The sequence below is a fragment of the Akkermansia sp. JRP_AM1 genome, assembly GCF_049262625.1.
Taxonomy (GTDB): Bacteria; Verrucomicrobiota; Verrucomicrobiia; order Verrucomicrobiales; family Akkermansiaceae; genus Akkermansia; species Akkermansia massiliensis.
This window is the reverse complement of record NZ_CP118234.1, coordinates 2,623,533-2,648,264: the sequence shown is the minus strand read 5'-3', so window position 1 is coordinate 2,648,264 and position 24,732 is coordinate 2,623,533. Positions and strand designations below refer to the sequence as shown.

Below are 24,732 nucleotides of genomic sequence, written 5' to 3'. Positions count from 1 at the left end.
TCCACATGAATGAAATCAAGACGGGGGCCTGCATTAATTACATATCCATCATCGTCAGGCTGGCGACGCAGTTCTTTCTGACCCCGTTTACCCTGTCCAGTCTGGGAGAAAATGAATACGGCATTTTCATGCTCAGCAATTCCGTGATTGCGTGGCTGTCCCTGACGGACTTCGGCCTGGGGGTGACCGTCAACAAATACATCGCCACCTATCACGCGAAAAAGGAGAACGACCGGGAGGCCCATTTCCTGGGACAGGCCATGATGCTGTTCTCCTTCCTGGGGCTGCTCACCTTCGCGGCGGGCATGATCTGCTATGTAAACCTGGGCGCCCTGTTCCCCAATCTGTCCGGGCCGGAGCTTGACACCCTGAAAATCCTGTACCTGCTGACGCTGGGCAACATCATCCTGGCCTTTCCCCTGCGGCCGCTGTCCTGCGTGCCTGGGTCCTACATGAAATTCATCGTTCCCGGGCTGGTCAGCCTGGGCCTCTCCCTCTTCAATACGCTTCTTACTGTTCTGCTTCTGGTGTGGGGGTACAAGGCGATCGCCCTCACCGTCCTGGGCGTGGGCATCGGCGTAGCCAGCCTGGCGTGGGGAACGTATTACACCATCCGCTGCCTGGGCGTGCGCATCATTTTCCGCAAGCCTGACTGGAAGCTGTACCGGGAGATGTTCACCTTTTCCTTCTGGATTCTGCTGAACCAGCTCATGGACCTGTTCTACTGGCGGGCGGGCACTCCCATCCTGGCAAGGACGGCGGGGGCCCAGGCGGTCACCCTGTTCACGCTGGGAATCTCGTTCTCCCAGTACTTCATGACGGCTTCCACCGCCATTTCCGGAGTCATTGCCCCCAAAATCATGCAGATGGTGGCCCTGGATTCCACCAAGGAGCAGCTCACCCGCATGATGATACGGGTGGGGCGCCTTCAACTGGCCCTGCTGAGCGTCATCCTGGTTTCCTTCATCAGCTGCGGCCACGACTTCCTGCACCTGTGGGTGGGGAAAACCATCGGGGACCAGACAGGCACGGTCTGGGTGGGGGCCGTCATCGTGCTGCTCCCCCTGCTGGTTCCGCTGACTCAAAACACGGGCCTCGCCATCCTCCAGGCCCTCAACATCCACAAGGGGAGGGCCATCATCCTCTTTTACTCCTCCCTGCTCTGCGTCATCCTGGGCTACTTCATCTCCCTGTACTACGGCACCATCGGAATGTTCATCGGCACCGCCATTTCCCTGTTCATCGGCCAGGTGCTGATGATCAACCGCTACTACGCCCGCACCGCCGGTCTGGACATGAGGCGCTTCTTCCGCCGCACCTACGGGCCCCTGCTGCTGCCCTCCGCCGTCATGATCCTGGCGGGGCTGGGAGCGGTTGCCCTGCTAACGCTGGACAACTGGTTCTCCTTCCTGGCCTTCGCCTTCTGCTACGGCCTCCTGGCCGTGGGAACCATCTGGTTCTTCTACCTCAACCGGGATGAACGGGACATGTTTCTCGGCCCCCTGCAAAAACTGATTCCTTCCCGCCATGATAAAAACTGACGCCCCGCCTGAGCTCTCCACCCTGTGCACGGGCTGCTCCGCCTGCGCCAACATCTGCCCCAGGGACGCTATTTCCATGAACTGGAGCCCCTCCGGCTTCTTAACGCCCGCGGTTAATCTGGAAGCGTGCGTCCACTGCGGCCTCTGCACCAAAACCTGCCCGGACCTGAATCCGCCCGCACGGCCCCCCCAGGCGTTTGACGAGCCCAGGGCATACGCGGCCTGGGCGCTGGACGAGGCCGTGCGCCTGAACTCCTCCAGCGGAGGCGTATTCACCATCCTGGCCCGGCATATTCTTGCACAGGGAGGCGTGGTCTACGGCGTGGCGTGGAACACGGACGGGGAACTTTCCGTCCGCCATGTGCGCCTGGACTCCCTGCCGGAGCTCAAGCTCCTGAACGGCAGCAAATACCTTCAGGCGGACCCCGGCCACGCCTACCGGGACATCAAGAAGGACCTGAAAGAGGGAAAAACGGTCCTGTTTTCCGGCACGCCCTGCCAGGCGGCGGCCCTGAGAGCCTATCTGAAAAAGCCCTGGGACAGCCTCTTCATCATTGACATCGCCTGCCACGGCGTACCCTCCAAAAACCTTTTTGACGCGTACCGACAGGATTACGAACGGAGCACGGACCGGCAGATAAGCTGCATCAACTTCCGGGACAAAACCCACGGATGGAACCACTACTCCGTGATGAAATTCCACCGGGACGGCTCCGGTTCCGGCGCGCGCATTTATACGGAAGACCTTTTCATGCAGGCGTACCTGTCAGACATCTGCCTGGGGGAAGCATGCTACAACTGCCCGCATGCTTCCGGCCCCCGCACCAGTGACCTGACCCTGGCCGACTTCTGGGGCGCGGGATACTTCCATCCCAAGTGGGATGACTCCAGGGGAATCTCCCTGGTTCTGGCAAACACCTCCCGCGGGGAAGAACTTTTAAACCAATGCGGGAAGGAGCTCTTTCTGCACCGGGAGAACTGGCAGGCCGTCAAACACACCAACAGGGGCATCCGGCGGCAGCCTGCCTTCCCCTCCCGGCTGGCGCGCCGGAACTTCCTCCGGGACCTCCGGCAGAAACCCTTCACGGAAGCGGTGGCGCAGCACACGGCCCGCTTCAAACCCCGGGCGGAGGTGGGCCTGCTGGGCGTCTGGATGACGTGCAACTATGGAGCCGTGCTCACCTCCTTCGCCCTTTACCGGCTGCTGGAGCAAATGGGAAAAAGCGTTTCCCTGATTGATTTTTCCTTCACGGAGCGGCAGAAAGACCCTGCGACGGTATTCAGAAAATTCCTGGTCCGGGAGCGCATTTCCACAACGCCGCTGCACTCCCTGGACTACGCCTACCACTTAAACGACCAGTTTGACACGTTCATGGTAGGCTCCGACCAGGTGTGGAACCAGGGTTTCATGGGGCACTTCTTCTTCCTGGACTTCGCCAGGGGGGAGAAACGGAAAATCGCCTACGGGCCGTCCATGGGGCAGTTGACGGAACCTTCCGGGAAATATCTTAAAAAAACGGCCATGCTGCTCAAACGGTTCGATGCCGTTTCCGTCCGGGAAAAACCGATGGTGGAGCACCTCAAGCGGCACTATGGGCGTGAAAGCGCCTGGGTGATGGACCCCGTCTTCCTGCTGGGTAGGGAACGCTGGGAGGAGCTGGCACGGCAGGCGCCTCCGGCGGCCAAAGGCCGCATCGTCTCCTACATCCTGGACCCGGCGGCGGAAAAAAGGAAGCTCCTGCTGGACGCCTCCTCCAAACTCGGGCTCCCCCTGCTGAACATGGTGGACATCCAGAAAAAGGAGGTGGACAACCTCGGCAGGCTGAACCTGCCCAATACCATGAAGGAAGCCACGTTATATGAATGGCTCGGCAACATCCTCCACTGCGAGTTTTTCATTACGGACTCCTTCCACGGCGTCTGCTTCGCCCTGATCTTCAACAAGCCGTTCTTGTGCATCAACAATCCCATGCGCGGCTCCGGGCGCTTCCACTCCCTGCTGAACCTTCTCCGGCTTCAGGACCGCATGCTGCCCGAAGACGCGGAAGCCCTGCCGGAGAACGTCCCGCTCACGATGGACTACGCTCCCGTCAATGAACTGCTGGAACAGAAAATCTCGCAATCCCGGGAATGGCTTCAGCAGGCGTTCTCCGGGGAAAGGGATGCCACCCTGGAAGAATACAGCCGCCTGACGGAGAAAAAACTGACCAGGAGACCGCCGTCCCGGTGGGGGCGGCTCAGGAAAAAAGGAAGAAAACTCCTGGCACGGGCGTACCACCGCATCCGCAGATCATGACGCCCGGACGGTTCCCTACCTTCCGCCCTTCATTAACTTCAACCCTCTGCCAACTCAATATCCGGCTCATGCCGCAGAAAAACTCCCTTCCCATGGAAATCCCTAAAAAACGTGTCGCATGGATTGACGTGTCGCGGGTGCTTGCAGCGCTCCTGATCATGTACGTGCACCTGTCCTCCCCCTTGCTCAAGACAACGGGCATCCACCTCTTCTACAACGGCAGGGTTCCCTTCTTCCTGGTGCTGGCCGGCTACTTTCTGGCAAGAAACATCACCTGGAACAAGGCAGTTGACCGGGCTTTATGGCTGTTCATCCCGTACATGATCTGGAACGTGCTGTACCTGTTCCTTCTCTCCTTCCCTGCCGGCAGCTCCTTCCAGCTTGCGGACCTGGCCGGCATCCGGGACGTCTTCCTGCCGGGCATGGACCTCTTCTCCTTTGGGAGCGAGTCCCCCGACGTTCCCCCCATCGGCCCCTCCTGGTTTCTGCGGGACATCATCATTCTTACCCTGCTGACGCCGCTGCTGGCCCGCATTAAAATACTGCTGCTGCCCGCGCTGCTCCTCTTTCTCCTTCTGCAACATGGCTCCCGATCCCCTGGTGACGCTCTCCGTGGGGTCCTGCGCCTTCTACCTGCTGGGCGTCGTGCTCAGTTCCCGCCGGATTGACGACATCCATCTGGTGCTGAACAAAAAATTCGGCGTCGTCTTCTGCGTGAGCATTCTCGTTTCCTCCGCGATGGTTCTGCTGCACTCCGCCGGAATCCTTTCCCTGTGGACGGAAACGGTCGCGGGCATGCTGCTGGGAGTCATGCTGATTATGTACGCAGGCATCTGGATGGAAAAGCGTCTGCCCGGCGTTGCCGCCAGAATAGCCCTGCTGGCTCCCGCCTGTTTTCTGACCTTCATGCTGCACCTGCCCATTTACGAATGCCTTCCTTACTCCATGAAATTTGGTGCCTTCTCCCTGTTCACCCCGCTGCTGGCATTCACGGCTATTGTGCTGTTCTATTTTGCCTTGAAACGTTTCACCCCTTTCCTGCTGCCGTATCTGGCCCATGTTAAACGGCCGTCAGGAAAGCCGTCGGCTTAAAGGGCAAAGACCCATTAAAGACATCCGCCCCGTCCACCGGGAAAGGATACCCGGTCACAGCCGGAGAAATGCCGCCCAAGCCACATGGGGGAAGCTTCCGCCAGTTTCTGCCTGGGATAAAACACATTCCTTACGCAGAAAAAGAATGTGCCCTCATCCCTTCGGCTGCATGCATCTCCATGAATTGATGAGCTGTCCGTCCATGTCCCTCCGGGACCGCCTTGTTATCTTCCATGGCCGCCTGTCCCGGATGCATTCGCCAAGTTCCGGCCCCTGCAAATGCGGCAGGGCAGAATTTAAGAAAGGGCAAGGAAACTTTAATTCAAACAATAAGATTCCGGAGAATGGAGAATGTCCCTAACGGAATCAACAAGGATTACGGGCCGCGGCAAGAACGCCGCCGATGATTTTTTATTCATTTCTGACCAATGGATGAAGTATCCAGAAAAGAAAGGAAGGCATATGCCTCCCTCCAAAAATTACCCGGCTCTCCGGGGAATCCACAACACTCATTGATGGCAACCACCCTTTATTGTGTTCAACAAGGACATTCATTGAGCGATTATCAATCATACTCCGCTCAAAATCTTTGATTCATCATTACAATGAGCAAAGTACCCCACATGGAAGAACCTCTTGTGGATATTCTGGAGCTGGGGCGTTGGATGGCTGAAAATCATATCAGCCGCTCCACGCTGGCTTCGGCCATTGGCATGAACAGAAGCGCCATCGACAACTACTTTGTCAGAAAAAAGCTCTCCCGGCATGCCCAAATCCTCATCAAGCGGTTCATGGACGGCCAGGAAGCCCTGGCCGCCTCCAATGAGGTATCTTCCCTCATCACGGTTCCCCTGAAAAACCGGATCATCAATCTTGCCATGAAAGCCGCCGTCCGGAAAAACCTCACGCTGGAGGAATTCATGGCGCGGGCCGTGGAGGGAGCCGCGAAGAACGTTGAGGAAGAAAAATAAAATCATGAAGCGTTTGCAGGCAATGGCGGCAGTCCCGGCGTAAGATCCCAGCAGCATCACCTTTTCCTTGGCATTTCTCATGGCAGCCCCGGCCCATTCCAGAAATCACGGCATTGACCTTCTCCGGTGCCTGTCCATGTTCTTCGTCGTCCTTCTTCATGTGCTCAAATGGGGGAGGGCGGCAACCTGGACAACAGCTTCCTCGGAACGCCCAATTACGCCGTCTCCTGGTATCTTGAACTCAGCGCCTACTGCGCCGTCAACTGCTTTGCCCTTATCACAGGCTACGTGGGCGTCAATGTGCCGTACCGGATTTCCCGTTTTATCAACTTATGGTTTCAGGTCTTCTTTTACACCGCTGGAATAACCTTTTTATTTAAATGGCTCGTGCCGGGCAGTGTAAGCTTTAAGGGAATGATCCAGGCATTCTTTCCCGTGCTGCGCCTGGCCTACTGGTACTTTACGGCTTATGCCGTCCTGTTCTGCTTTATTCCCTTCCTTAATCCGGCCATCCGTTCCCTCAGCAGGGAATCCGCCAGGTGGCTCTGCCTGCTGGTCCTGATTGTCTTCTCCCTCTTTTCCACCATATCCGGCTACGGGAACTGGCTCAGCCAGGGCGGCTACAGCGCCATCTGGCTGGTCTGCCTGTACGTCGTCGGCGGCTGCCTGGGGCACTTCCAGCTCTGGAGCACGTTAAAGCGGCCCGCGCTTTACTACGTCCTGTGCTGCATCCTCCCCACCGCCGGAGTAATCGCGTTGGGGTATCTTCCCCTCAATCCGGGCATTGCGGAAAAACTCTTTGTCTCTTATACGGCGCCGTTCTGCTGCCTGTCCTCCTTCTTCCTGCTCATGGCCTGCGCGCGCATGCGCATCAGCAGCGGAACCGCCATCCGCCTCATTTCCTTCTTCGCCCCGCTTTCCTTTGCCGTTTACCTCATCCATAACAATCCCCTCATCTGGCAAAACATCATCAAGGCGCGGTTTGCGGAATTGCAGGCCTGCCCCTGGTACTTCACGGCCGCCGGGGCGCTGGGAGCCAGCCTGGGCATCTACCTCGCCTGCTCCCTGATCGACTACGTGCGGAGCGGCCTGTTCCGGCTGCTGCACATCCGCGAACTGTCCCTTAAATTGGAAGGAACCCTGTTAAAATTGAAGGAATGGATTCTCCGGCTCATTCCATTATAACTTCCCCCTGTAATTTAACTGAAAATTCTTTCGAATTTATAAAGATTGTCTTGCGGAATTGAACGGCGCCATTACTATGTCGGCAAACCATGCAATATACAACTATTACCGCTGCGGCATGCACGGCGGCCTTCGCTCTCTCAGGAATGGCTTCCGCCGATATTCAAGTTCCCCTCCGGGTGCTGAATTCCACTTATGACGCGTCCCGTCCGTTTTCCGCCCTGCTGGGAACGGGCTACGCTACCAAGTACGTCAGCCGCGGACTGGCTTTCCAGCAGTCCGGCAGCGACCATGTGGTTCCCGTGGAAGCCATAGGCGCTTACGACCTCAACAAAAAATACTCCATCCTGGCCGGCGTGAAATATCAGTGGCTGACCCAGAATGACCTGACGCACAACAGCACGGGCATTTCCGACGAGGCAACGGCCCTGCTGGGCGTCAGCCGCAAATTCAGCGACTATACGATGGCCTCCCTGGGCTACCAGTTCGTCAACGGCGGCCTGCCGGGCCTGATGAACGTCCATCTGGGCCAGACCTCCAGCGACTTCCCGGCGTTTGAACACAGCCGTTCCGAAGAACACAGCTTTGTACTGGACATCCACCACGACTTCGGGAAAGGACTGGAAAACTTCTTCTGGGACTGCCGCGTGCAATACACCTTCCGCTGGATGTCCGGCTGGTGGTTCACCAACACGCTGGGCTACAAATATGACTTCAACCCGTCTTCCTCCCTGATTGTAGCGGGAACCTGGAACGCCTCCGCCGGCTACTTTGACAGGGACTCCCTCAACGCCAACGGAACCCAGGGCATTTCCGTGACCGTGGCCGTGCCCTTCAAGGCGGTGGACCGCCTGGTCCTCACCCCCTTCGTCAGTACCGTCTGGCTGGGCAACGGAGGCATGGCGGGCAACTACCGCGGTCCTTCCGACCGCTTCCCCTCCAGAATCCCCGCCAGAATTTACCGCAACTTCACGTTCGTGGCGGGGCTGGGGCTCACCTACTCCTTCTAAGCCCTTCAATCCCTACTCCCGCGGCTCCCGGCACTTCCCCGCATGCGCCGGGAGCCTCTTCCTTCCCCGCTCATGCCTCTGTCCGCCGTTTTCCATACTGATTCCCTCCAGGAACAGGTTGCCGCCCTGGGCGACGCCTTCGCCATCGCCGGAGAATTCCTCCATTGCGACACCATCAACAGCGGCCATATCAACATGACCTTCCGGGCCACCTACCGGAAAATGGACGGCACCACGGACCGCTACATCTTCCAGCGCGTGAATGACGCCGTTTTCCCGTGCCCCAGGGACGTCATGCACAACGTGGAAAAGGTAACCAACCACATCCGCTGGAAGATGCTCCGGGTGCTGAAAACGCCCTTCCGCCAGACGCTGAACCTGTACTCCGCCCGTGGAGGCCGCAAGTACCTGGAAATCCCCGGTTCCGGCTTCTGGCGCTGCTACAACTGCATTGAAAGCACCCACACGTTTGACGTGGCGGAACATCCGCGCCAGGCGTATGAGGCCGCCCGCGCCTTCGGCGCCTTCCAGCAGCTCCTGTGCGACATGAACCCGGAGGACATCCATGAAACCATCCCGTTCTTCCACCACACCCGCAAGCGCTTTGACCGGTTGCAGAAAGCGGCCGCCAGGGACTCCCGCGGGCGTTTGGACTCCTGCCGGAAGGAGCTGGACTTCATCCGCCGCCGCGAACGGTACGTGGACGTGCTGCTGGACCTTCAGGAACGGGGGAACTCCCCGTCAGAATCGTCCACAACGACACCAAGATCAACAACGTGATGCTGGACAGGGAAACGGACAAGGCCGTCTGCGTCATTGACCTGGACACCGTCATGCCCGGCAGCATCCTGTACGACTTCGGGGACATGGTGCGCACCATGACCTCTCCTGCGGCGGAAGATGAGGAAGACCTGGACAAAACCTACCTGCGCATGCCCATGTTTGAAGCCGTCGTCAAGGGCTACCTGGACGCCGTCAAAGACTTCATCACACCGCAGGAAATCTCCAAACTCGCCTTTTCCGGGCTGCTCATCACGCTGGAAACCGGCATCCGCTTCCTGACGGACTACCTGGAAGGGGACGTCTACTTTAAAACGGAAAGGGAGCGCCACAACCTGCACCGGGCGCGCACCCAGCTCAAGCTGGTGGAAAGCATGGAACAGCAGATGCCTGAAATGGAAGAATGCATCCGTAAATGCTTTCATGCCGTTAACGGCTGAGGGAGAATCATCCGCGCTCCTTCAACTTTTATGGTAGTACCGGAACGCGGGAAGGTGCTATACTGCGGACCATGTTAAAAAACATCTCTCCCCTCATCAGCCCTTCCCTGCTGAAAATTCTTGCGGAAATGGGGCATGGCGATGAAATCGTCTTTTCCGACGCCCACTTTCCCGGCCACACCTTCAACCCCACGGTGCTGAGGGCGGACGGACTGGGGGCGGACGCCCTGCTGGGCGCCGTCATCCCCCTCTTTGAACTGGACGCCTACGCCACGCCCGTCATCATGATGGCCCCGGTGCCGGGAGACTCCCTGGACCCGGCGGTGGAGGCCAAATACCGCAAGGCGCTGAACTATGACGGGGACATTGAACAAATGGAGCGCTACGCCTTCTATGAACGCGCCAAAAAGGCCTATGCCGTCGTCATTACCGGTGAAACCGCCAAATACGGCAACATCATCCTGAAAAAGGGCGTTACCCCGCTTTCCTGACCTTTGCCCGCGCAGACAGACCATTCCATGCAGTACGACTTTGACGAAATAATCGACCGCCGCGGCACCGGCGCCCTGAAATATGAAGCCCTGCTGCCCCGCTGGGGCCGGGATGACCTGATCCCCCTGTGGGTGGCGGACATGGACTTCAAAACGCCCCCCTTCATCATGGAGGCCATCCGCCGCCGCTGCGAACATGAAATACTGGGCTATACCGTCAAGCCCCGCGCCTTCTTTGACGCCATCCGGAACTGGGTGGGCCGCCGCCACGGCTGGGAGGTGCGCGCCTCGGAAATCGGCTTTGCCCCGGGCATTGTTCCCGGCATTTCCAGCGCCATCCAGTGCTTCACGGAACCGGGGGATAAAATCATGATCCAGCCTCCGGTGTACCATCCCTTTGCCATGATTATCCGGGAAAACGGACGGGAAATCGTGAACAACCCCCTCCTTCTGGAAAATGGGCGCTACCGCATGGACGTTGACCACATGCGGGAGGCCGTGCGCGGCTGCCGCATGTTCATCCTGTGCAACCCCCACAACCCCGGCGGCCGCGTGTGGAGCCCGGAGGAACTGCGCCGCGTGGCGGAAATCTGCGCGGAAAGCGGCACGCTGGTCGTCTCTGACGAAATCCATGCGGACCTGGCCCTTCCTGGCCACAGGCACACCGTATTCGCCACCGTCTCCGAACAGGCGCGCATGAACTCCGTCACGTACATGGCGCCCAGCAAGGCCTTCAACGTGCCCGGACTGGGAAGCTCCTACCTGATCTGCCAGAATCCGGCCCTCTTCGGGAAATACCAGAGCTTCGTCAGCGGCAGGGAACTGGCGGAAGGCCATGTCTTTGCCTACGAAGGGTTCATCAGCGCCTACTCCGGCCCGGAAGGGGAGGAATGGCTCAAGCAGGCACTGGACTACATCCAGGAAAACATCCGCTACATTGACCGGGAACTGCGCCGCCGCATGCCTAAAATCAAGGCCATGCTTCCGGACGCCTCCTACCTGGTTTTCCTGGACTGCCGGGAACTGAACCTGCCTCAGAAGGAACTGGCGGAATTCTTTGTGGACGGAGCGCGCCTGGCCCTGAATGACGGATCCATCTTCGGCAAGGAAGGGGAAGGCTTCATGCGCCTGAACGCGGGCTGCCCGCGCTCCATCCTGGAACGGGCGCTCAACCAGCTGGAAGCGGCTTATAAGAACCGTGGCTTCCATCAGCATCAGGCATAGGATCAAAACATTTTTTGTTTTCCTGCGGTGCATGTTTCCTGCCTGGAAACAGGTACTGATGAACTTTGCCGTAGCTCGCCGGTTCTCCTGCCCCGGAGCGTTCCTCTCTCCTTGAAATATTTCCTCCTGAAGTCTTCCCGGAAAGCAGCAAGATCATTTTCCACCACAGGAGGAATGGACCCTCACCCCGGAGCCGCCCTGTTAAAAAGAAAGGGGGAGGGAATCCATGGATACCCTGTGGAGGAATAAACGCCGGGATGATAAAAAACGGTTCTTCCGTGCGCTAAGAAATAAAAGGGAAAAACAGGAATCACCGTGCCTGGAACTCTATTGAAAGCCGGTATTATCTCTTTTAAAAATAATTTGAGGAGCAAAACGCTGCGCTATCCTTTTCAGGTGGCATGTATTGCATGGGTTTTACTTCCAAAATTATCTGTTGCTGAATGAAGAAAGGGGGTGTTATTGATTATTTCTTCATAATGAAATTACCTATTCATTTTATGATGAACGCATCACCCCATCAAACACCTGCCGCAGCATGTTCCGTGTTGCAAGAAGGGCCGGGAACGGGAACGCCTCTCCGAATTCCATCCTGCAAGAACATGTGCAATGAGGGACGCCCTCCCGGTTCCGGAAACATTATCTACAATAACGTCCCAGTCCTTTCCCAACCGGGGAGGACCATCACGATCAGCCATCCCCAATGGAACGACGAATTCCGGATCACCCATAGCCGCGGATGCCGGCTTCACCGCAAGGACCACGCGACCGTACTCTACCACGATGGAGAAAAACTGGTACTGAAATGGGATGATTGGGGAAAGGAACGGTTTATCCGGCGTTCCGCCGATATTTATCATTTTACCTTCTACGAGTGCACGGATTCCATCACCCCAGAAAACGTAAATGCAGAAGAACTTATTATCAACCCATTCGACCGTCCGGGAAAACACTTTCTCTTAACGGATGACCACAGACCGACCATAAACATCCGTTACCTGCAATGGGACATGCTTCTTCATTTTCAGGAAATGTATCAGGATGTGTCTGAGCGTATCAGGCAGATGCCATGCCTGAAATCAGTCCTTCTTGCGGGATTGTGTAAAGATTGCCTGGCAGCCGTGTATTTGGCCTTTCGCTTATCTAAAAATTCCCTGAGCTATCATTTGGAGTATGGGGATGCCCTTGGGTGGCGAATCGCAAAACAGCCGACCTTAGAAAAGGGCCGTTATGGTCCTGGGAAAACATAGAAACGTGCAACCTGCCGCCTTATAGCAGCGTTCTGTTGCGATGGGGCGATCCTGCGGATATTTTCGAGGAAATCAGCCGCTTGTCATTGAAAGTTCGCGGATTTGCATTTTATGGAAGTTCGCCGAACTGGAACCACGACAGGGAATGTACGGAAAGACTTAATTCATATCTTTGCAAACACTACATCTATGAACCGTCATCTCCGGAATCCTGCCAAGGGCTGCATACGATCATTATCCCTATCATACGCCAAAATGCAGCCCTCTATCATCACATGATCAACGACATGTTTTCTATAATCAACAAGACTGACCTTCCAGAAAAATGTGAGAAGGAGGCGCTTACCCTGTAAAACACCACGGACATTCAGGCTCATTGGGCTTCCGGCTACGTTCCATGGGGAAAATGCAGCCATTCCCTGGGTGGCCAACTAGTGCGGAAGAATCGTCATCCGCTTCATCCAGACCTCCAGCTGCATCTGGTCAATGCCATTCAAGCGCTCATGAATGCGTCGCCGGGAAAAGCGCCAAGACGCAGAATCTTCATGGGACGCGTTCCACGCTGTCCGGAATGCAGGATGTCAAGAAAGAAAGAGGCCGCCGGACTCCATGGAAAGGAACTTCCGTGCGCCTTCTTCCTTCATTGCAACTCCTTATTCTACCATTCCATGCTTTTAAAAATACTCGCTGGACGCCGCCATGACTTTGCTTGCAAAACGGAAGGAAAGGAGTATCGTTCCCCGCATGTACTATATCACCACGGCCATTGACTACACCAACGGACCGCCCCACATCGGGCACGCCTATGAAAAAGTCCTTGCGGACGTTCTCGCGCGCTGGCACCGGATGAAGGGGGAGGAAGTCTATTTCCTGACCGGGGTGGACCAGCATGGGCAAAAAGTACAGCAGACGGCGGAAAAACTGGGCATTACGCCGCAGGAGCATGTGGACAACATCACAGCCAAATTCCTGGCCCTGTGGGAACGCCTGGGCATCAGCAATGACGGGTGGGCCTCCACCACGGACCCGCGCCACAAGGCCTGCGTGCAGAAAATCCTGACGAACCTGAAGGACAGGGGACAGCTTTACAAAAAATCCTACAAGGGATTCTACTCCGTGCGCCAGGAACAATTCCTGACGGACAAGGAGAGGGACGCGGAAGGCAGCTTCGGCCCGGAATGGGGGGAAGTGGTGGAACTGGAGGAAGAAAACTGGTACTTCCGCCTGACCGACCATGTGGAGTGGATGAAGAAGTTCGTGGAAAAGAGCAGCGGCTTCGTTCTTCCGGCCTTCCGCAAGGCGGAGGTGCTCAATGCCATTGACTTTGACTCGGACCTCTGCATTTCCCGCCCCAAGAGCCGCCTTTCCTGGGGAATAGAACTTCCGTTTGACCCGGAATTCGTGACTTACGTCTGGTTTGACGCTCTCATCAACTACGTCTCCTTCGCCGGTTACCTGGCGGAACCGGACAGCGGGCTGCCGGAATTCTCCAAGCTCTGGCCCGCGGACTGCGAAGTGATCGGCAAGGACATCCTGGTGCCCGCCCACGGCGTGTACTGGCCCGCCATGCTGCATGCCATGGGCTTCTCCGACGAGGAAATGCCCACCCTGCTCGTCCACGGCTGGTGGAACATCAACGGGGAAAAAATGTCCAAATCCATCGGCAACGTGGTGGACCCCAACCTGCTGGCGGAACAGTTCGGCCCGGAACCCGTGCGCTATTACCTGGTGCGAGACATCACCACCGGAAAGGACGCCAACTTTGACGCGGACCGCCTGGTCATGCTGTACAACACGGAGCTGGCCAATGACCTCGGCAACCTGTGCAACCGTTCCATCAACATGACGCGCCGCTACTGCGATTCCGTCATCTCCGATGCGGAGGAATACGATGACGAAGCCTCCAAGGCCCTGCGCGTCACCATGGACCAGGCCGTCACCCTGTTCTCCAAATACATGGACGACAACATGGTCTCCGACGCCCTGGCGGCCCTGAACGCCCAGGTTTCCGCCTGCAACGCGTACATTGAACAGCAGCAGCCCTGGCAGCTTGCCAAGGATGAGGCCGCCGCGCCGCGCCTCCGCTGCGTGCTGCGCCACCTGCTGGAATGCTGCGCCCAGACGGGCTACCTCATCGGCTGCGTCCTGCCGGACGCTTCCGCCCGCATCCTGGACCAGCTCAACGCCGCGGACCTGTTCCGGGGCCGCACGCCGGATACGCTGGCCTGGGGAATCCTCCCCTCCGGGCACCGCATCAATAACCCGGCCCCCGTCTTCCCCCGCATTCTCTCGGAAGAGGAAAAGGCCAAACTGGCTGAAAAAGCGGCCAGGACGGCCAAAAAACAAGGCTGATTCCCGTGAGTGCCTCCGCATCCTTCGTCAAATCCCTGCTGGCCCAGTGCTGCCTGGGCGGCATCTGTGAATGGGTGGTCTGCCCCGGCGCGCGCAACATGGCGCTGCTCCAGGTGCTGGCCGCCGCGGAGGACCTGGTGAAATGGACCCACTTTGACGAACGGTCCGCCGCGTTCTTTGCCCTGGGACGCATTCAGGACATGGGGCTTCCCGTAGCCGTGGTCACCACGTCCGGCACGGCGGCGGCGGAACTGCTCCCCGCCGTGGTGGAGGCTTACTACCAGCGCCGGCCCCTGCTCCTGCTCACCGCGGACCGCCCGGCGGACTACCGCGGCTCCGCCGCTCCGCAGGCCATCGAACAGGCGGACCTGTTCGGCATTTACGCGCCCACGATTGATCTGGAAACGCCGGACAGCCTGCCGGAAGACATTCTGGAAGACTGGGATTACGCCTCTCCCCTGCACATCAACGTCTGCCTGCCGGACCCGGACCCCGCCTGGAATCCCGGCAACTGCGACCTTTACCCGGCGGAACCGCCGGAAGACAGCGAATTCCGCGGTTCCCTGGCGGAACTGGCCCAAGCCCTGCGCTTCAAATCGCGCGGCGGGCTGGTGGTCATGCTCGGCGGACTGGACCCCACGGAGCAGGCCCCTGCCCTGTGGCTCGCGAATGAACTGAAAGCCCCCGTGGTGGCGGACGCCACCTCCGGCCTCCGGGAGGAACTGGCCCATCTGGCCCTGACGGATGCGGACGCCCTGCTGAGGGAAAACCCGCCCGCCATCCTGCTCAGAATAGGGGACGTGCCCGTGGCCCGCTTCTGGCGCGACCTGGAGGACATCCCTTCCACGGAAGTCTTCTCCGTCACCCGCACCGGATTCTCCGGGCTGGCCCGGCCCTCCGCCGTCGTCACCGGAGACCTAGAAGCCATTCTGCACGCTCTGGGCGACGTGGACCCCGTGGGGGACGTCAACGGCCTGCGCGCCATGAACAAGCGCAGAAAGGCCCTGATGGAGGAACTGCTCATCACCTGCCCGGACAGCGAGCAGGCCATGGTGCGCGCCTTCTCCTGCTTTGCCGCGGACGGCGACTGCATTTACCTGGGCAACTCCATGCCCGTGCGGTACTGGAACAGCTTCGCCCAGATGGCCGTCCCCACGGAAAACGTCCGCGCCAACCGCGGGGCCAACGGCATTGACGGGCAAATCTCCGGCTTTCTGGGGGTCTCCGCCCGGTGTTCCCGTTCCTGGGCCCTCGTGGGGGACCTGACCGCCATGTACGATTCCAACGCCCTGGCCCTCCTTCCCCAGCTGGACACGGGAACCCGCGTGCTCGGCGTCATCAACAACGGCGGGGGCGGCATCTTCCGCGCCCTGCCCGGAGCGGCCAGCCATTCGGAAGCCATGCGTAACCTGCTTGTGCAGCCCCACGCCTACTCCTTCAAGGCCATTGCGGAACAATGGGGCATGCGCTACCTAGCCATCCGCACGGCGGAAGATTTCGACCAGCTTGACGCCCTGGAGGAAAACAGCCAGGTTCTCGCGGAACTCATCCCGGACCGGGAACAGACGGAACAGGTCAGAAACGCGCTGGCTAAGCACTGAACCGTTCCGCCCAACGCCCCCCTCCCTCCCATCAGCCGGATGGAGAGCCGCAACCCCTTGCGGCAACTGAAAAAACGGAGCGCGGACGAATGAACATTGGAAAAGCCAGTGCGTCCTTCAACCGCCTATTCATCCGGAAGCGGCAGAGGCCGGAGGCATTCCCCCCTGAAGGCATCTTTCCAAATGAAGGGCTCAACACCGCCTCACCGCTACCCGGCATAAAAAACCGGGGGAACGGACCTCCCCCGGCCAAATGCAGCCGCCGGGCGCGTACCACGGCGGCATGGATTTTCCGGCTTTACGCCGGAGCCGTTTACAAATAACTGCGCACTACGCCGGAAACGCGCTCCCGGGCGGCGGCAATGCGCTTGCGCAGTTCAAGCGTGTAAGCCTCCATGTCTCGGATGGGGGACTGGGCCACGCCGGAAATCATGGCCGCCTGGGCCACTGCCGGGCATTCCCATTCAATGATGCGGGGATCGATGGGCTTGGGAATCACGTAATCGATGCCGAAGCTGAGGGGAGCGCCCCCGTACAGGTCAACCACCTCCTGCGGAACGGGTTCCTTCGCCAGATCCGCCAACGCCCGGGCGGCGGCAATCTTCATCTGTTCATTGATGACGGAAGCGTGCACGTCCAGGGCGGCGCGGAAAATGAAGGGGAAGCAGGAGACGTTGTTCACCTGGTTGGGCCAGTCGGAACGGCCGGAACCCATGATGCAGTCCGGGCGCGCCTTCTTGGCGTCCTGGTACGTAATTTCCGGATCCGGATTAGCGCAGGCGAAGATGATGGGGGAAGGAGCCATGAGCTTCACCATGTCCTGCGTGAGCAGCCCCTTGGTGGAAAGCCCCAGGAACACGTCCGCCCCGGTGAGGGCTTCATCCAGTGAGCAGTCCTCCGACTGGGAGAACTGGGCCTTCGTGGCGTGCAGGTCGATGCGCCCGGTATGAATCAGCCCCTTGGAGTCAAACATGTAGATATGTTCGCGGCGGACGCCCAGCGTCATGTAAAACTTGGCGCAGGAAATGCCCGCGGCCCCGGCCCCTACGACGACCACCTTCATGTCTTCCAGCTTGCGGCCCGTCAGTTCTGCGGCGTTCAGCAGGGCGGCGCCGGAGATGACGGCCGTTCCGTGCTGGTCGTCATGGAACACGGGGATGTTCATTTCCTCGCGGAGGCGTTCCTCCACCATGAAGCATTCCGGGGCCTTGATGTCTTCCAGGTTGATGGCGCCGAAGGTGGGCTCCATGGTCTTGATAACCTCGATCAGTTTTTCCGGCTCCTTGACGTTCAATTCAATGTCAAAAACGTCAATGTCCGCGAACACCTTGAACAGAACGCCCTTGCCTTCCATCACCGGCTTGGCCGCATCCGGACCGATGTTGCCCAGGCCCAGAACGGCGGTGCCGTTGGTCACCACGCCCACCAGGTTGGAGCGTCCTGTGTACAGGGCGCTCTGGGAAGGATCCTCCTTGATGCGGAGGCAGGGTTCGGCTACGCCCGGAGAATAGGCAAGCGTCAAATCCCGTTGCGAAAAGCAGGGCTTGCAGGGCAGCGTTTCCACCTTGCCGGGGCGGGGCTGGGAATGGTACTGCAAGGCATCTAATCTAATGTCGGAACTCATGATCGTAATGAAAAAAACAAAAAATCGAGCCTTGCTTGCACCACATAATAGCCATGTATTCAAGTAAATAATCAATTAATCGCGTCACACGCCGCAGCCGGAAAGCGCCCTTTTACATTGAAAGAGCTCTCCGGATGTGGTAATAAGTAGCTGGATTATCAATTGCCTCCTGACCATGGAAACCACTCCCCCACTGCCTTCCGGATTTAATATCAACGGCTACCTTATCCAGTCACTGAAGCAGACGGATGCCCTCTGCCATGTCTATTACGCGTCGGACGCCAACCACGTGCAATACCTGGTCCGTGAATTCTGTCCGCAGGGCCTTGCCGTGCGCGATCCGGAAAGCGGAAAACTGCGTTATCCGGAAACTACGGACATCGAACAGGAAGTCCTTCCGCTGAAAAACGATTTTGAAGCCCAGTTCCGCACCGGCTCCCTGGGGGAAATTCCCGCCCTGGGCACCATGTACCTGGTTTATGCCCTGCCCGGCGTTCATCCCGCCGCGGAGCAGTCCCCGCTTCCGGCTACTCCCGTGGAGCCCCTCCAGCGCGACCAGAGAACCCTGGCCACTCCCGCAGCAGGAGCGCCCCCCGTCCATGCGGTACCCCTTTCCCAGCCCCGGAAAAAGAAAAGCTCCGCCGGCATCTGGATCCTTATCCTGATTCTGCTGGGAGGCGCCTGCGCCGCTTATTACTACACGCAGAAGCCTGCGGAGGACTCCGCCGCCCCGCAGGAACCGTCCAGTACGCAGCCCAAAAAAGAGAAGAAGGAAGCACCCAAACCGGAAAAGAAAGCCGCCCTGCCTGCTGCGGAAGTGGAAGACCCCTTTGAACAGGAAAGCGCCGCCGCGGAGGCCCCCCCGGGTGGAGCAGCGGAACAGCCGGAAGAAACGCCGTCCGCCAGTGCCCCTGAGGAACAGGACGAAGACGGCTCCGCCACTCCCGCGGAAGAACCTGCTCCCGAACCTGAACAGCCTGCCGGAGAGGCGGACGCTCCGGCAGACGACGCCACGTCTGCGGAACAGCCGGAACCGGAAACTCCCACCAAACAGAAGGATGCTCCGGCCCTGGCGGCACAAGCTGCCGTCAAACCCGCCTCCCCCGGCCGTCCGCGCGGAAAAGCCGCCAGGCAGACCACCAACATGGGGGACGTCAACGCCTACGTGAAAAAATTCGCCAAGGCCATGACGCTGAACCAGTGGAGGAAGCAGTACGCCAACCTGTACACGAGCTGGTTCGGCAACTCCGAGGAAGTGGCCAAGGGCTGGATCACCACCTTCGGCCCTCTGGGCTTCCGCGCCCGCGGCCTGGACGCCTCCTGGCCGGACACGAACTTCCGGGGCTTTTTCCCAAAAACCCTGCTGGACCCCAATGGGGAACCCGTGGCGAACCTCTACATGGTCACCCAGGTGATTGAAGGCTCCCCTGCTGAAAAATACGTGAAGGAGGGCGACCTGATCCTGGGCATTGACGGCCAGCCCTTCAAGACGGCCCAAAGCCTGGATGTGCTTTACGGTCCCTACCAGCACCAGGACAGGCGCGGCCTGGACATGCACGCGGGCCTGCTGGTGGACAAGGCGGAAGGCGCCGGAAAAATCACCCTGAACCTCATTCCTGCGGAAAATGTGGAGAAAATCCAGGGCATCCAGCCGCTCTGGAAGGAAGTCTTCCGGGAGGAACGGGCCAAAAAGCCCGTCTCCCTCTCCATTCCGGTGAAGGGAGGCCAGCAGGTGCGCCTTCATGTGGATGACGGCGGCAACGGCATCGGCAGCGACGGCTTCGAATGGTCGGACCTGAGGCTGGAAGGCCCCGGCGGCCCCGTTCCGCTGACCAAGCTCAAGCCCCTGCAATACAGCGTGGGCTACGGCGCGGCCAAATATGACCCCGAGCGCAAGGTGTGGCTGGCTCACGCCGTCTCCTCCCTGGTCTTTGACATTCCCAAGGGAGACTGGAAGCTGAAAGGCACCGGAACGCCCGGAGGGGCGGCCTCCGTAGGTGTGGCTGTCCATGTGGGCGGTTCCGCCACCCTGCCGGACTCCGTGAAGAAATACGTGAAAAACGTCACGTTCAAGATTCCCCAGCTGGGAAGCTACGCTCTCGGCTTCCCGAAAAACTGCGCCAAGAGCAAGGCCGTGGTCCACATGATGAGCGAATGGCTGGCGGCCCAGCAGCGCGAGGACGGCTCCTGGGAACGCCCGGGCGGCTACTGCGGCAACCACTACGACACGGGCTGGGCCGGGCTGGCCCTGATGGCCACGGGCAACCCGAAATATGATCCCGTCATTAAAAAGGCGGCTCAGTACATCGCCTTCTCCGGCTCCCAGTGCTGGTGGGCCGTCCCCCAGGCCTCCGCGGGCATCTTCCTGTGCGAATACTGGCTGCGCTACCGGGACAACTCCGTTCTGCCGGCCATCCGCAACGGCGTGCAGCGCATGAAAAACGAGGTTCTTTACGGGGACTTCGTCACCGGCCACGGCATCCACCCCGGCTATGCGGGCACGGGCGTCAGCATCGGCGGCTCCCACATGTGCCTGTTCCTGGCGCTGGCCAGCAAGACCCCGGCGCGCACGGAAGACGACGTGCTGGACAAGATGATGGACCACGCCCAGTCCATCTGCCCCACCGGCATGGGCCCGTACGGCCGCATGACGGAGGCCTTCACCTTTGAACCCAACCGCGAATGCGGGGGCACCTACTCCGGCCGCCACGGCCCGTACTACATCGCCTCCCTCATCTGCGGGGGACCGGAACTCTACACTAAAAACAGCCGCATCATGTACGGGGAAGGCCCCATCGGCGGCTGCGACCAGGGCCACTCCTCCGAGACGCTCTCCATCATGTGGGCCCTTCCCGCCTACTGGCGGACGAACCCGGAAGTCTACTACAAGAACATGGAGGCGTTCCGCTGGAAGCTGACGCTCCTGCGCCCGTTTGACGGCGGCATGATGCAAAACCCCAACCGCCTGGAACTGATGACGGCAGACCCGGTCATCGGCACCTACATCCGCACCAGCGTCTGGATCACGGCGCTGTGCGCGGAACGCCAGAACCTGGCGATCACGGGCAAGCCGGAATTCCAGGCCAAATCCTTCCGGAAGGTTCCCCCCATCATTGACACGGAATCCCGCTTCCTGAACACCTATGTGCGCAACTGGTCCATGGTCAGCGCCGCGCTGGGCGCCAAGGCTCCCGGCTCCCTGAAATCCGCCATCCGGGAACTGAAAAACATCCCCGTGGAACAGGGCTGCCGCTTCAAGCTCATGAGCGTCGTCAATGCCCGGGCCCTTCCCGTCGCCAAGGCCATCATGGCCATTCCCGGCCTGGACCAGCTCACCAAGGCCACCTGTGCGGAAATGATCCTGGGCATGGACGTGCGCATCTTCTTTGAACCCAAGCGGAAGGACGACAAGCCCCAGCCCGGGGAATACTCCCTGAACGTGGACGTCCAGCAGCCGCTGGGGGGCCGCGCCCTGGGCCTTCACCGCGACAAGGAACTGGAAGGAAAGGCCAATTCCGCCTACAAGTACGACTTTGCCGGCACCGTCCAATTCAGTGACGCCACCACCTTCTCCCCCATGGAAACCATTTCCTGGACCCCCGACTCCAAATTCGGCGGCCAGTGGAACGTGTACTCCTACAAGAAGGAGCTCAGCGGCCCCACCCAGCCGGGCGTGCAGAAAATGAGCGCCAAAATCAAATGGCGCGTGAACGACCTGGACGTGGAATATGACCGCCCCATCGCCGTAGGCGGCTTTGAAGTGGGCTGCGGGGAAAAAGCCCACCCGGTCACCAACTGCAACCACCTGTGGGTGCCGGGCATCCTGATCCGCGACCACGGCAACTGGGGCTGCTCCTTCCACCTGCCGGACGGCACCTACATCTCCGCAGCCTCCCAGGGCAACCAGATAGAGGTGTACGATGAAACCGACAAGAAGAAGGAGAAAACCTGGGTCTCCCCGAACGACTCTTGCCTGACGCAAGGCTCCCGCTGCCTGTTCCGCGTTTCCACGGACTGGCACGGCCTGGAATGCCGCGTGCGAGAACTGAAGCTGCTGGGCAGCGCCACGGAGGAAGTCACGGACTACAAGCTGAAAGCCTCCACCGGAGGCCATGTGGACACCGCCAAGCTGCTGGACCGGGACGCCACCACCATCGAGGAACTGGACGCCTCCCCCACGGAAGACGATCCCCTGGTGCTGGAACTCTCCCTGAAAAACGCCGCCTCCCTGCGCGCCGTGGACATCAAGATTGAAAAGGGGTACAACCGCCTCGTCATTGAAGCCAACAAGGGCGGCAAGTGGATTCCCATCCACTGGGGTTCCCTGGGAGCCGCTACCGCCGGCGTCAGCGATGCGCAGAAAGCCATGTACGCCAATGAGCCAGAGGTGCTGCGCATGCTCCAGCTCCCCGGCAACGGCTTTATCAAGTGCATGAGGACGTTTGAGCCTATCACCACCAACAGGCTGCGCGTCAAGCTCTTCCAGAAGGGGGGCAAGGTCCGCCTGGCGGAACTGCACGTGTACAAGGCGGATTCCGCCAGAAACGTTGCGCGTTAACATTGGGCAGCCTTCCACAACCAACTTGCAATGACAAACCAATCCTTGCCATAAAGAAATCTTCACAGGGGCATGCCCCTGTGAAGAAAAGGGGCTCTACCTCTCCAGCGAGGAAAAGCCCCCTTACACGATATTCGGGCTGCAGGCCCGGTTCTTGGCCATTGACGCCTCTTCCTCCTGTCCCACCCCTCCCTGTTATGTCCATCAGAACAACGCTCCTTCTTCTTTTCCCCATCGTTTCCCTTGCCGGGCCGCCTGCCCTGGCGGCAACCCCGTGGGTCTCCGGCAAAGACTGGGAACTTGTTTTTGAAGACGACTTTGACGGCCCCTCCCTGAATGCCCGCAACTGGAGCCGTATCGATTACGTAAACCATAACGCCCCGGATTGGCGCAAATACCAATCCCAGGACGAAAGCCTTGTGGAATTCCGGGAACAGGACGGCAATTCCGCCATGACCCTGTGGGGAAAATACGGAGACTACACCACCCAGACCAATCAGACCGCCCCAGCCCAGACCTATGCCTGCGGAGGAGTGTACTCTCTGAAAACCTTCCAATTCCAATACGGCTACGTAGAAGTTCGCGCCAGATTCGATTGCGTGCAGGGCGTCTGGCCTGCTATCTGGATGATGCCCAAATCCGACAGCATCGGATGGCCGGCAGGAGGGGAAATTGACATCATGGAACATTTGAATTACGAAGGACGTGTCTACCAGACAATCCACTGGTCTGAAAACGGCGTTCCAAACCAAGACAAATCCCAGGGGGTCACCCCCGGCTGGAGCGACGGCGCTGAAAAAACAAACTGGCACACCTACGGAATGGAATGGACGGAAGAAGGCATCACCTTTTATGTGGACGGAAAGGAAACCGGCTCCTTTAAAAAGCCCAATAATGCAAACTGGCCTTTTGACAAAGACGGAAACGAATTTTACCTGATCATCGACCAGCAGATCGGAGGCAACTGGGTAGAAAATGCAGGGGTTAATAAAGGAATTGACCAGAATACGCTGGCCAACTCCGGAGCCGCGTTCGACATCGACTACGTCAAAGTCTATTCATCAAGCAAATACAACCACCTCGTGCCGGAACCGGCTACAGCCGCGCTGAGCCTGGTTGGAACGGCCATCCTGTTGACTCGCCGCAAAAGGAGCAGACTTTAAACACTCCCTTCCTCCCCCTGTCACGGGGATAAAGCTCCCGGCTTCATTCCCGGCGCACTTTCGGCATAAGGCCGTCATCGGCATTCGCGTCAATACTTCTGAACCGGAGAGGAAGGCGACTCTTCATCCGCCTCCCCTTCCGCCAGGCGGCACAAGGCCTCCGCGCGGCGCAGGCAGGAATCCCACAGTCCTGCCTTTTCCGGGAACGGGAAGCACAGGGAATCGCTCAGCTTCTCCACCCGCTTGAAGGAATCATCCCGGTCATAGGCGTCCAGGCCTTCCAGGCGGGAAGCCACGCCGTCCAGCCAGGAGAGGGGGTCATGGCAAATCAGGGGAAGATCGCACCCGGCCTTCAGGGAAAGCAGGGCGGCTTCATCCGGAGCATGCCGCGCCGCAATCGCCCCCATGCACAAATCATCCGTAAACACCACTCCCCGGAAGCCGAGCCTGTCCCGCAGAAGCCCCCTGATCACCCGTTCGGACAGGGTGGCGGGATAATCGGGATCAATCTGCGGCAGCATGATATGGGCGGACATGATGGAGGAAAGCTCCGGACACAGGGCCAGAAAGGGCAGCAGGTCCGTCTTGAACAACTCACGTTCATCCAGGTCAACCACGGGAAGGCTGAAATGGGGGTCCGCCTGGGCGCGCCCCATGCCGGGAAAATGCTTGCCGCAGCTTTGCACGCCGCCCCGGCGCAGGTTGGAGGAATAAACGCCTCCGCGCGAAATCACGTCCTGGGGATTGTCTCCCCAGCAGCGGCCGGGCAGCGCATTGGCCGCGGACGGGTCATGGCAAATATCCAGTACCGGGTAAAATTCAGGTTCACCCCCAGGTACCGGAGCGCCATCGCCGTCACCGCGCCCAGTTCCACAATGCCGTTAAAACCGCCGCTCCGCGCCAGAGAAGCGGGAGAAGGCAAATTCAGGCCCAGGGAAGCGGTGCGCACAACCCTGCCCCCCTCCTGGTCCACGGCAATGACGGGATGGTGGCGGCAGAGCTTCCGCAACGTTTCCGTCAGGCTGCGCACCTGCTCCACGGAATCCACATTCCGGGAAAACAGGATGAAGCCGGCCGGCTGCAAACGCAGGATGGCCGCCTCCTCTTCCGCGCCCACTTCATGGCCGCTTATGCCGATCAGGGCGGGGAGCATG

Annotated in this window: 17 protein-coding genes and 1 pseudogene; 16 read left to right on the top strand and 2 right to left on the bottom strand. The window is 59.2% G+C overall.

Going from position 1 to position 24,732, the window contains the following annotated elements:
* Positions 1–5 precede the first annotated feature (5 nt).
* From PVA48_RS12760 to menD, 14 genes are all read left to right on the top strand, one after another.
* Entirely contained in the window at positions 6–1,541 is a 1,536-nt protein-coding gene (locus PVA48_RS12760) for an oligosaccharide flippase family protein (protein WP_102727125.1), read from the top strand.
* Entirely contained in the window at positions 1,528–3,837 is a 2,310-nt protein-coding gene (locus tag PVA48_RS12755) for a polysaccharide pyruvyl transferase family protein (protein ID WP_102728109.1), read from the top strand. Before PVA48_RS12760 ends, PVA48_RS12755 begins: the two co-directional genes overlap by 14 nt.
* Positions 3,834–4,505, top strand: coding sequence for an acyltransferase family protein (locus PVA48_RS12750; RefSeq protein WP_423231848.1), 672 nt, complete (start codon positions 3,834–3,836; stop codon positions 4,503–4,505). The genes PVA48_RS12755 and PVA48_RS12750 overlap by 4 nt, the downstream gene beginning before the upstream one ends.
* Entirely contained in the window at positions 4,420–4,929 is a 510-nt protein-coding gene (locus PVA48_RS12745) for a hypothetical protein (RefSeq protein ID WP_423231847.1), read from the top strand. The genes PVA48_RS12750 and PVA48_RS12745 overlap by 86 nt, the downstream gene beginning before the upstream one ends.
* 605 nt (positions 4,930–5,534) lie before the next feature.
* The gene (locus tag PVA48_RS12740; RefSeq protein ID WP_022397325.1) at positions 5,535–5,900 is read left to right on the top strand and encodes a hypothetical protein; all 366 of its coding nucleotides are present in this window, start codon (positions 5,535–5,537) and stop codon (positions 5,898–5,900) included.
* Positions 5,901–6,068: 168 nt separating this feature from the next.
* Positions 6,069–7,085: an acyltransferase family protein gene (locus tag PVA48_RS12735; RefSeq protein ID WP_423231846.1), complete on the top strand. Its 1,017-nt coding sequence runs from the start codon at positions 6,069–6,071 to the stop codon at positions 7,083–7,085.
* Between the two features lie 89 nt (positions 7,086–7,174).
* Positions 7,175–8,095: a hypothetical protein gene (locus PVA48_RS12730; protein WP_022397327.1), complete on the top strand. Its 921-nt coding sequence runs from the start codon at positions 7,175–7,177 to the stop codon at positions 8,093–8,095.
* A 72-nt stretch (positions 8,096–8,167) separates the two neighbouring features.
* On the top strand, positions 8,168–8,875 hold the full coding sequence (locus PVA48_RS12725) for a hypothetical protein (RefSeq protein WP_423231845.1): 708 nt from the start codon (positions 8,168–8,170) through the stop codon (positions 8,873–8,875).
* Positions 8,875–9,315, top strand: a complete 441-nt coding sequence (locus tag PVA48_RS12720; protein WP_423232530.1) for a hypothetical protein — start codon at positions 8,875–8,877, stop codon at positions 9,313–9,315. Before PVA48_RS12725 ends, PVA48_RS12720 begins: the two co-directional genes overlap by 1 nt.
* Positions 9,316–9,386: 71 nt before the next feature.
* The gene (gene fucU, locus PVA48_RS12715) at positions 9,387–9,806 is read left to right on the top strand and encodes an L-fucose mutarotase (RefSeq protein ID WP_022397329.1); all 420 of its coding nucleotides are present in this window, start codon (positions 9,387–9,389) and stop codon (positions 9,804–9,806) included.
* Positions 9,807–9,833: 27 nt separating this feature from the next.
* Positions 9,834–11,030, top strand: coding sequence for a MalY/PatB family protein (locus PVA48_RS12710; protein ID WP_102728241.1), 1,197 nt, complete (start codon positions 9,834–9,836; stop codon positions 11,028–11,030).
* A 443-nt stretch (positions 11,031–11,473) separates the two neighbouring features.
* Positions 11,474–12,280, top strand: coding sequence for a hypothetical protein (locus PVA48_RS12705; protein WP_423231844.1), 807 nt, complete (start codon positions 11,474–11,476; stop codon positions 12,278–12,280).
* A 699-nt stretch (positions 12,281–12,979) separates the two neighbouring features.
* Positions 12,980–14,632, top strand: a complete 1,653-nt coding sequence (locus PVA48_RS12700; protein WP_102728106.1) for a class I tRNA ligase family protein — start codon at positions 12,980–12,982, stop codon at positions 14,630–14,632.
* A 5-nt stretch (positions 14,633–14,637) separates the two neighbouring features.
* Entirely contained in the window at positions 14,638–16,233 is a 1,596-nt protein-coding gene (gene menD / locus PVA48_RS12695) for a 2-succinyl-5-enolpyruvyl-6-hydroxy-3-cyclohexene-1-carboxylic-acid synthase (RefSeq protein WP_180975145.1), read from the top strand.
* Between the two features lie 313 nt (positions 16,234–16,546).
* Here menD and PVA48_RS12690 read toward each other — a convergent pair whose 3' ends face one another.
* Positions 16,547–17,857, bottom strand: coding sequence for a malic enzyme-like NAD(P)-binding protein (locus PVA48_RS12690; protein WP_102722480.1), 1,311 nt, complete (start codon positions 17,855–17,857; stop codon positions 16,547–16,549).
* A 175-nt stretch (positions 17,858–18,032) separates the two neighbouring features.
* Between PVA48_RS12690 and PVA48_RS12685 the strand changes: the two genes are divergently transcribed.
* Together PVA48_RS12685 and PVA48_RS12680 are read left to right on the top strand one after the other, a co-directional pair.
* A complete protein-coding gene (locus PVA48_RS12685) occupies positions 18,033–22,415 on the top strand; it encodes a DUF6288 domain-containing protein (protein ID WP_102728103.1) in 4,383 nt (1,460 codons plus the stop codon).
* Between the two features lie 197 nt (positions 22,416–22,612).
* Positions 22,613–23,578, top strand: a complete 966-nt coding sequence (locus PVA48_RS12680; RefSeq protein ID WP_102722482.1) for a family 16 glycosylhydrolase — start codon at positions 22,613–22,615, stop codon at positions 23,576–23,578.
* An 89-nt stretch (positions 23,579–23,667) separates the two neighbouring features.
* Here PVA48_RS12680 and nagZ read toward each other — a convergent pair.
* Positions 23,668–24,731 (bottom strand): annotated as a pseudogene (gene nagZ / locus PVA48_RS12675) (beta-N-acetylhexosaminidase).
* Position 24,732: the final 1 nt, after the last annotated feature.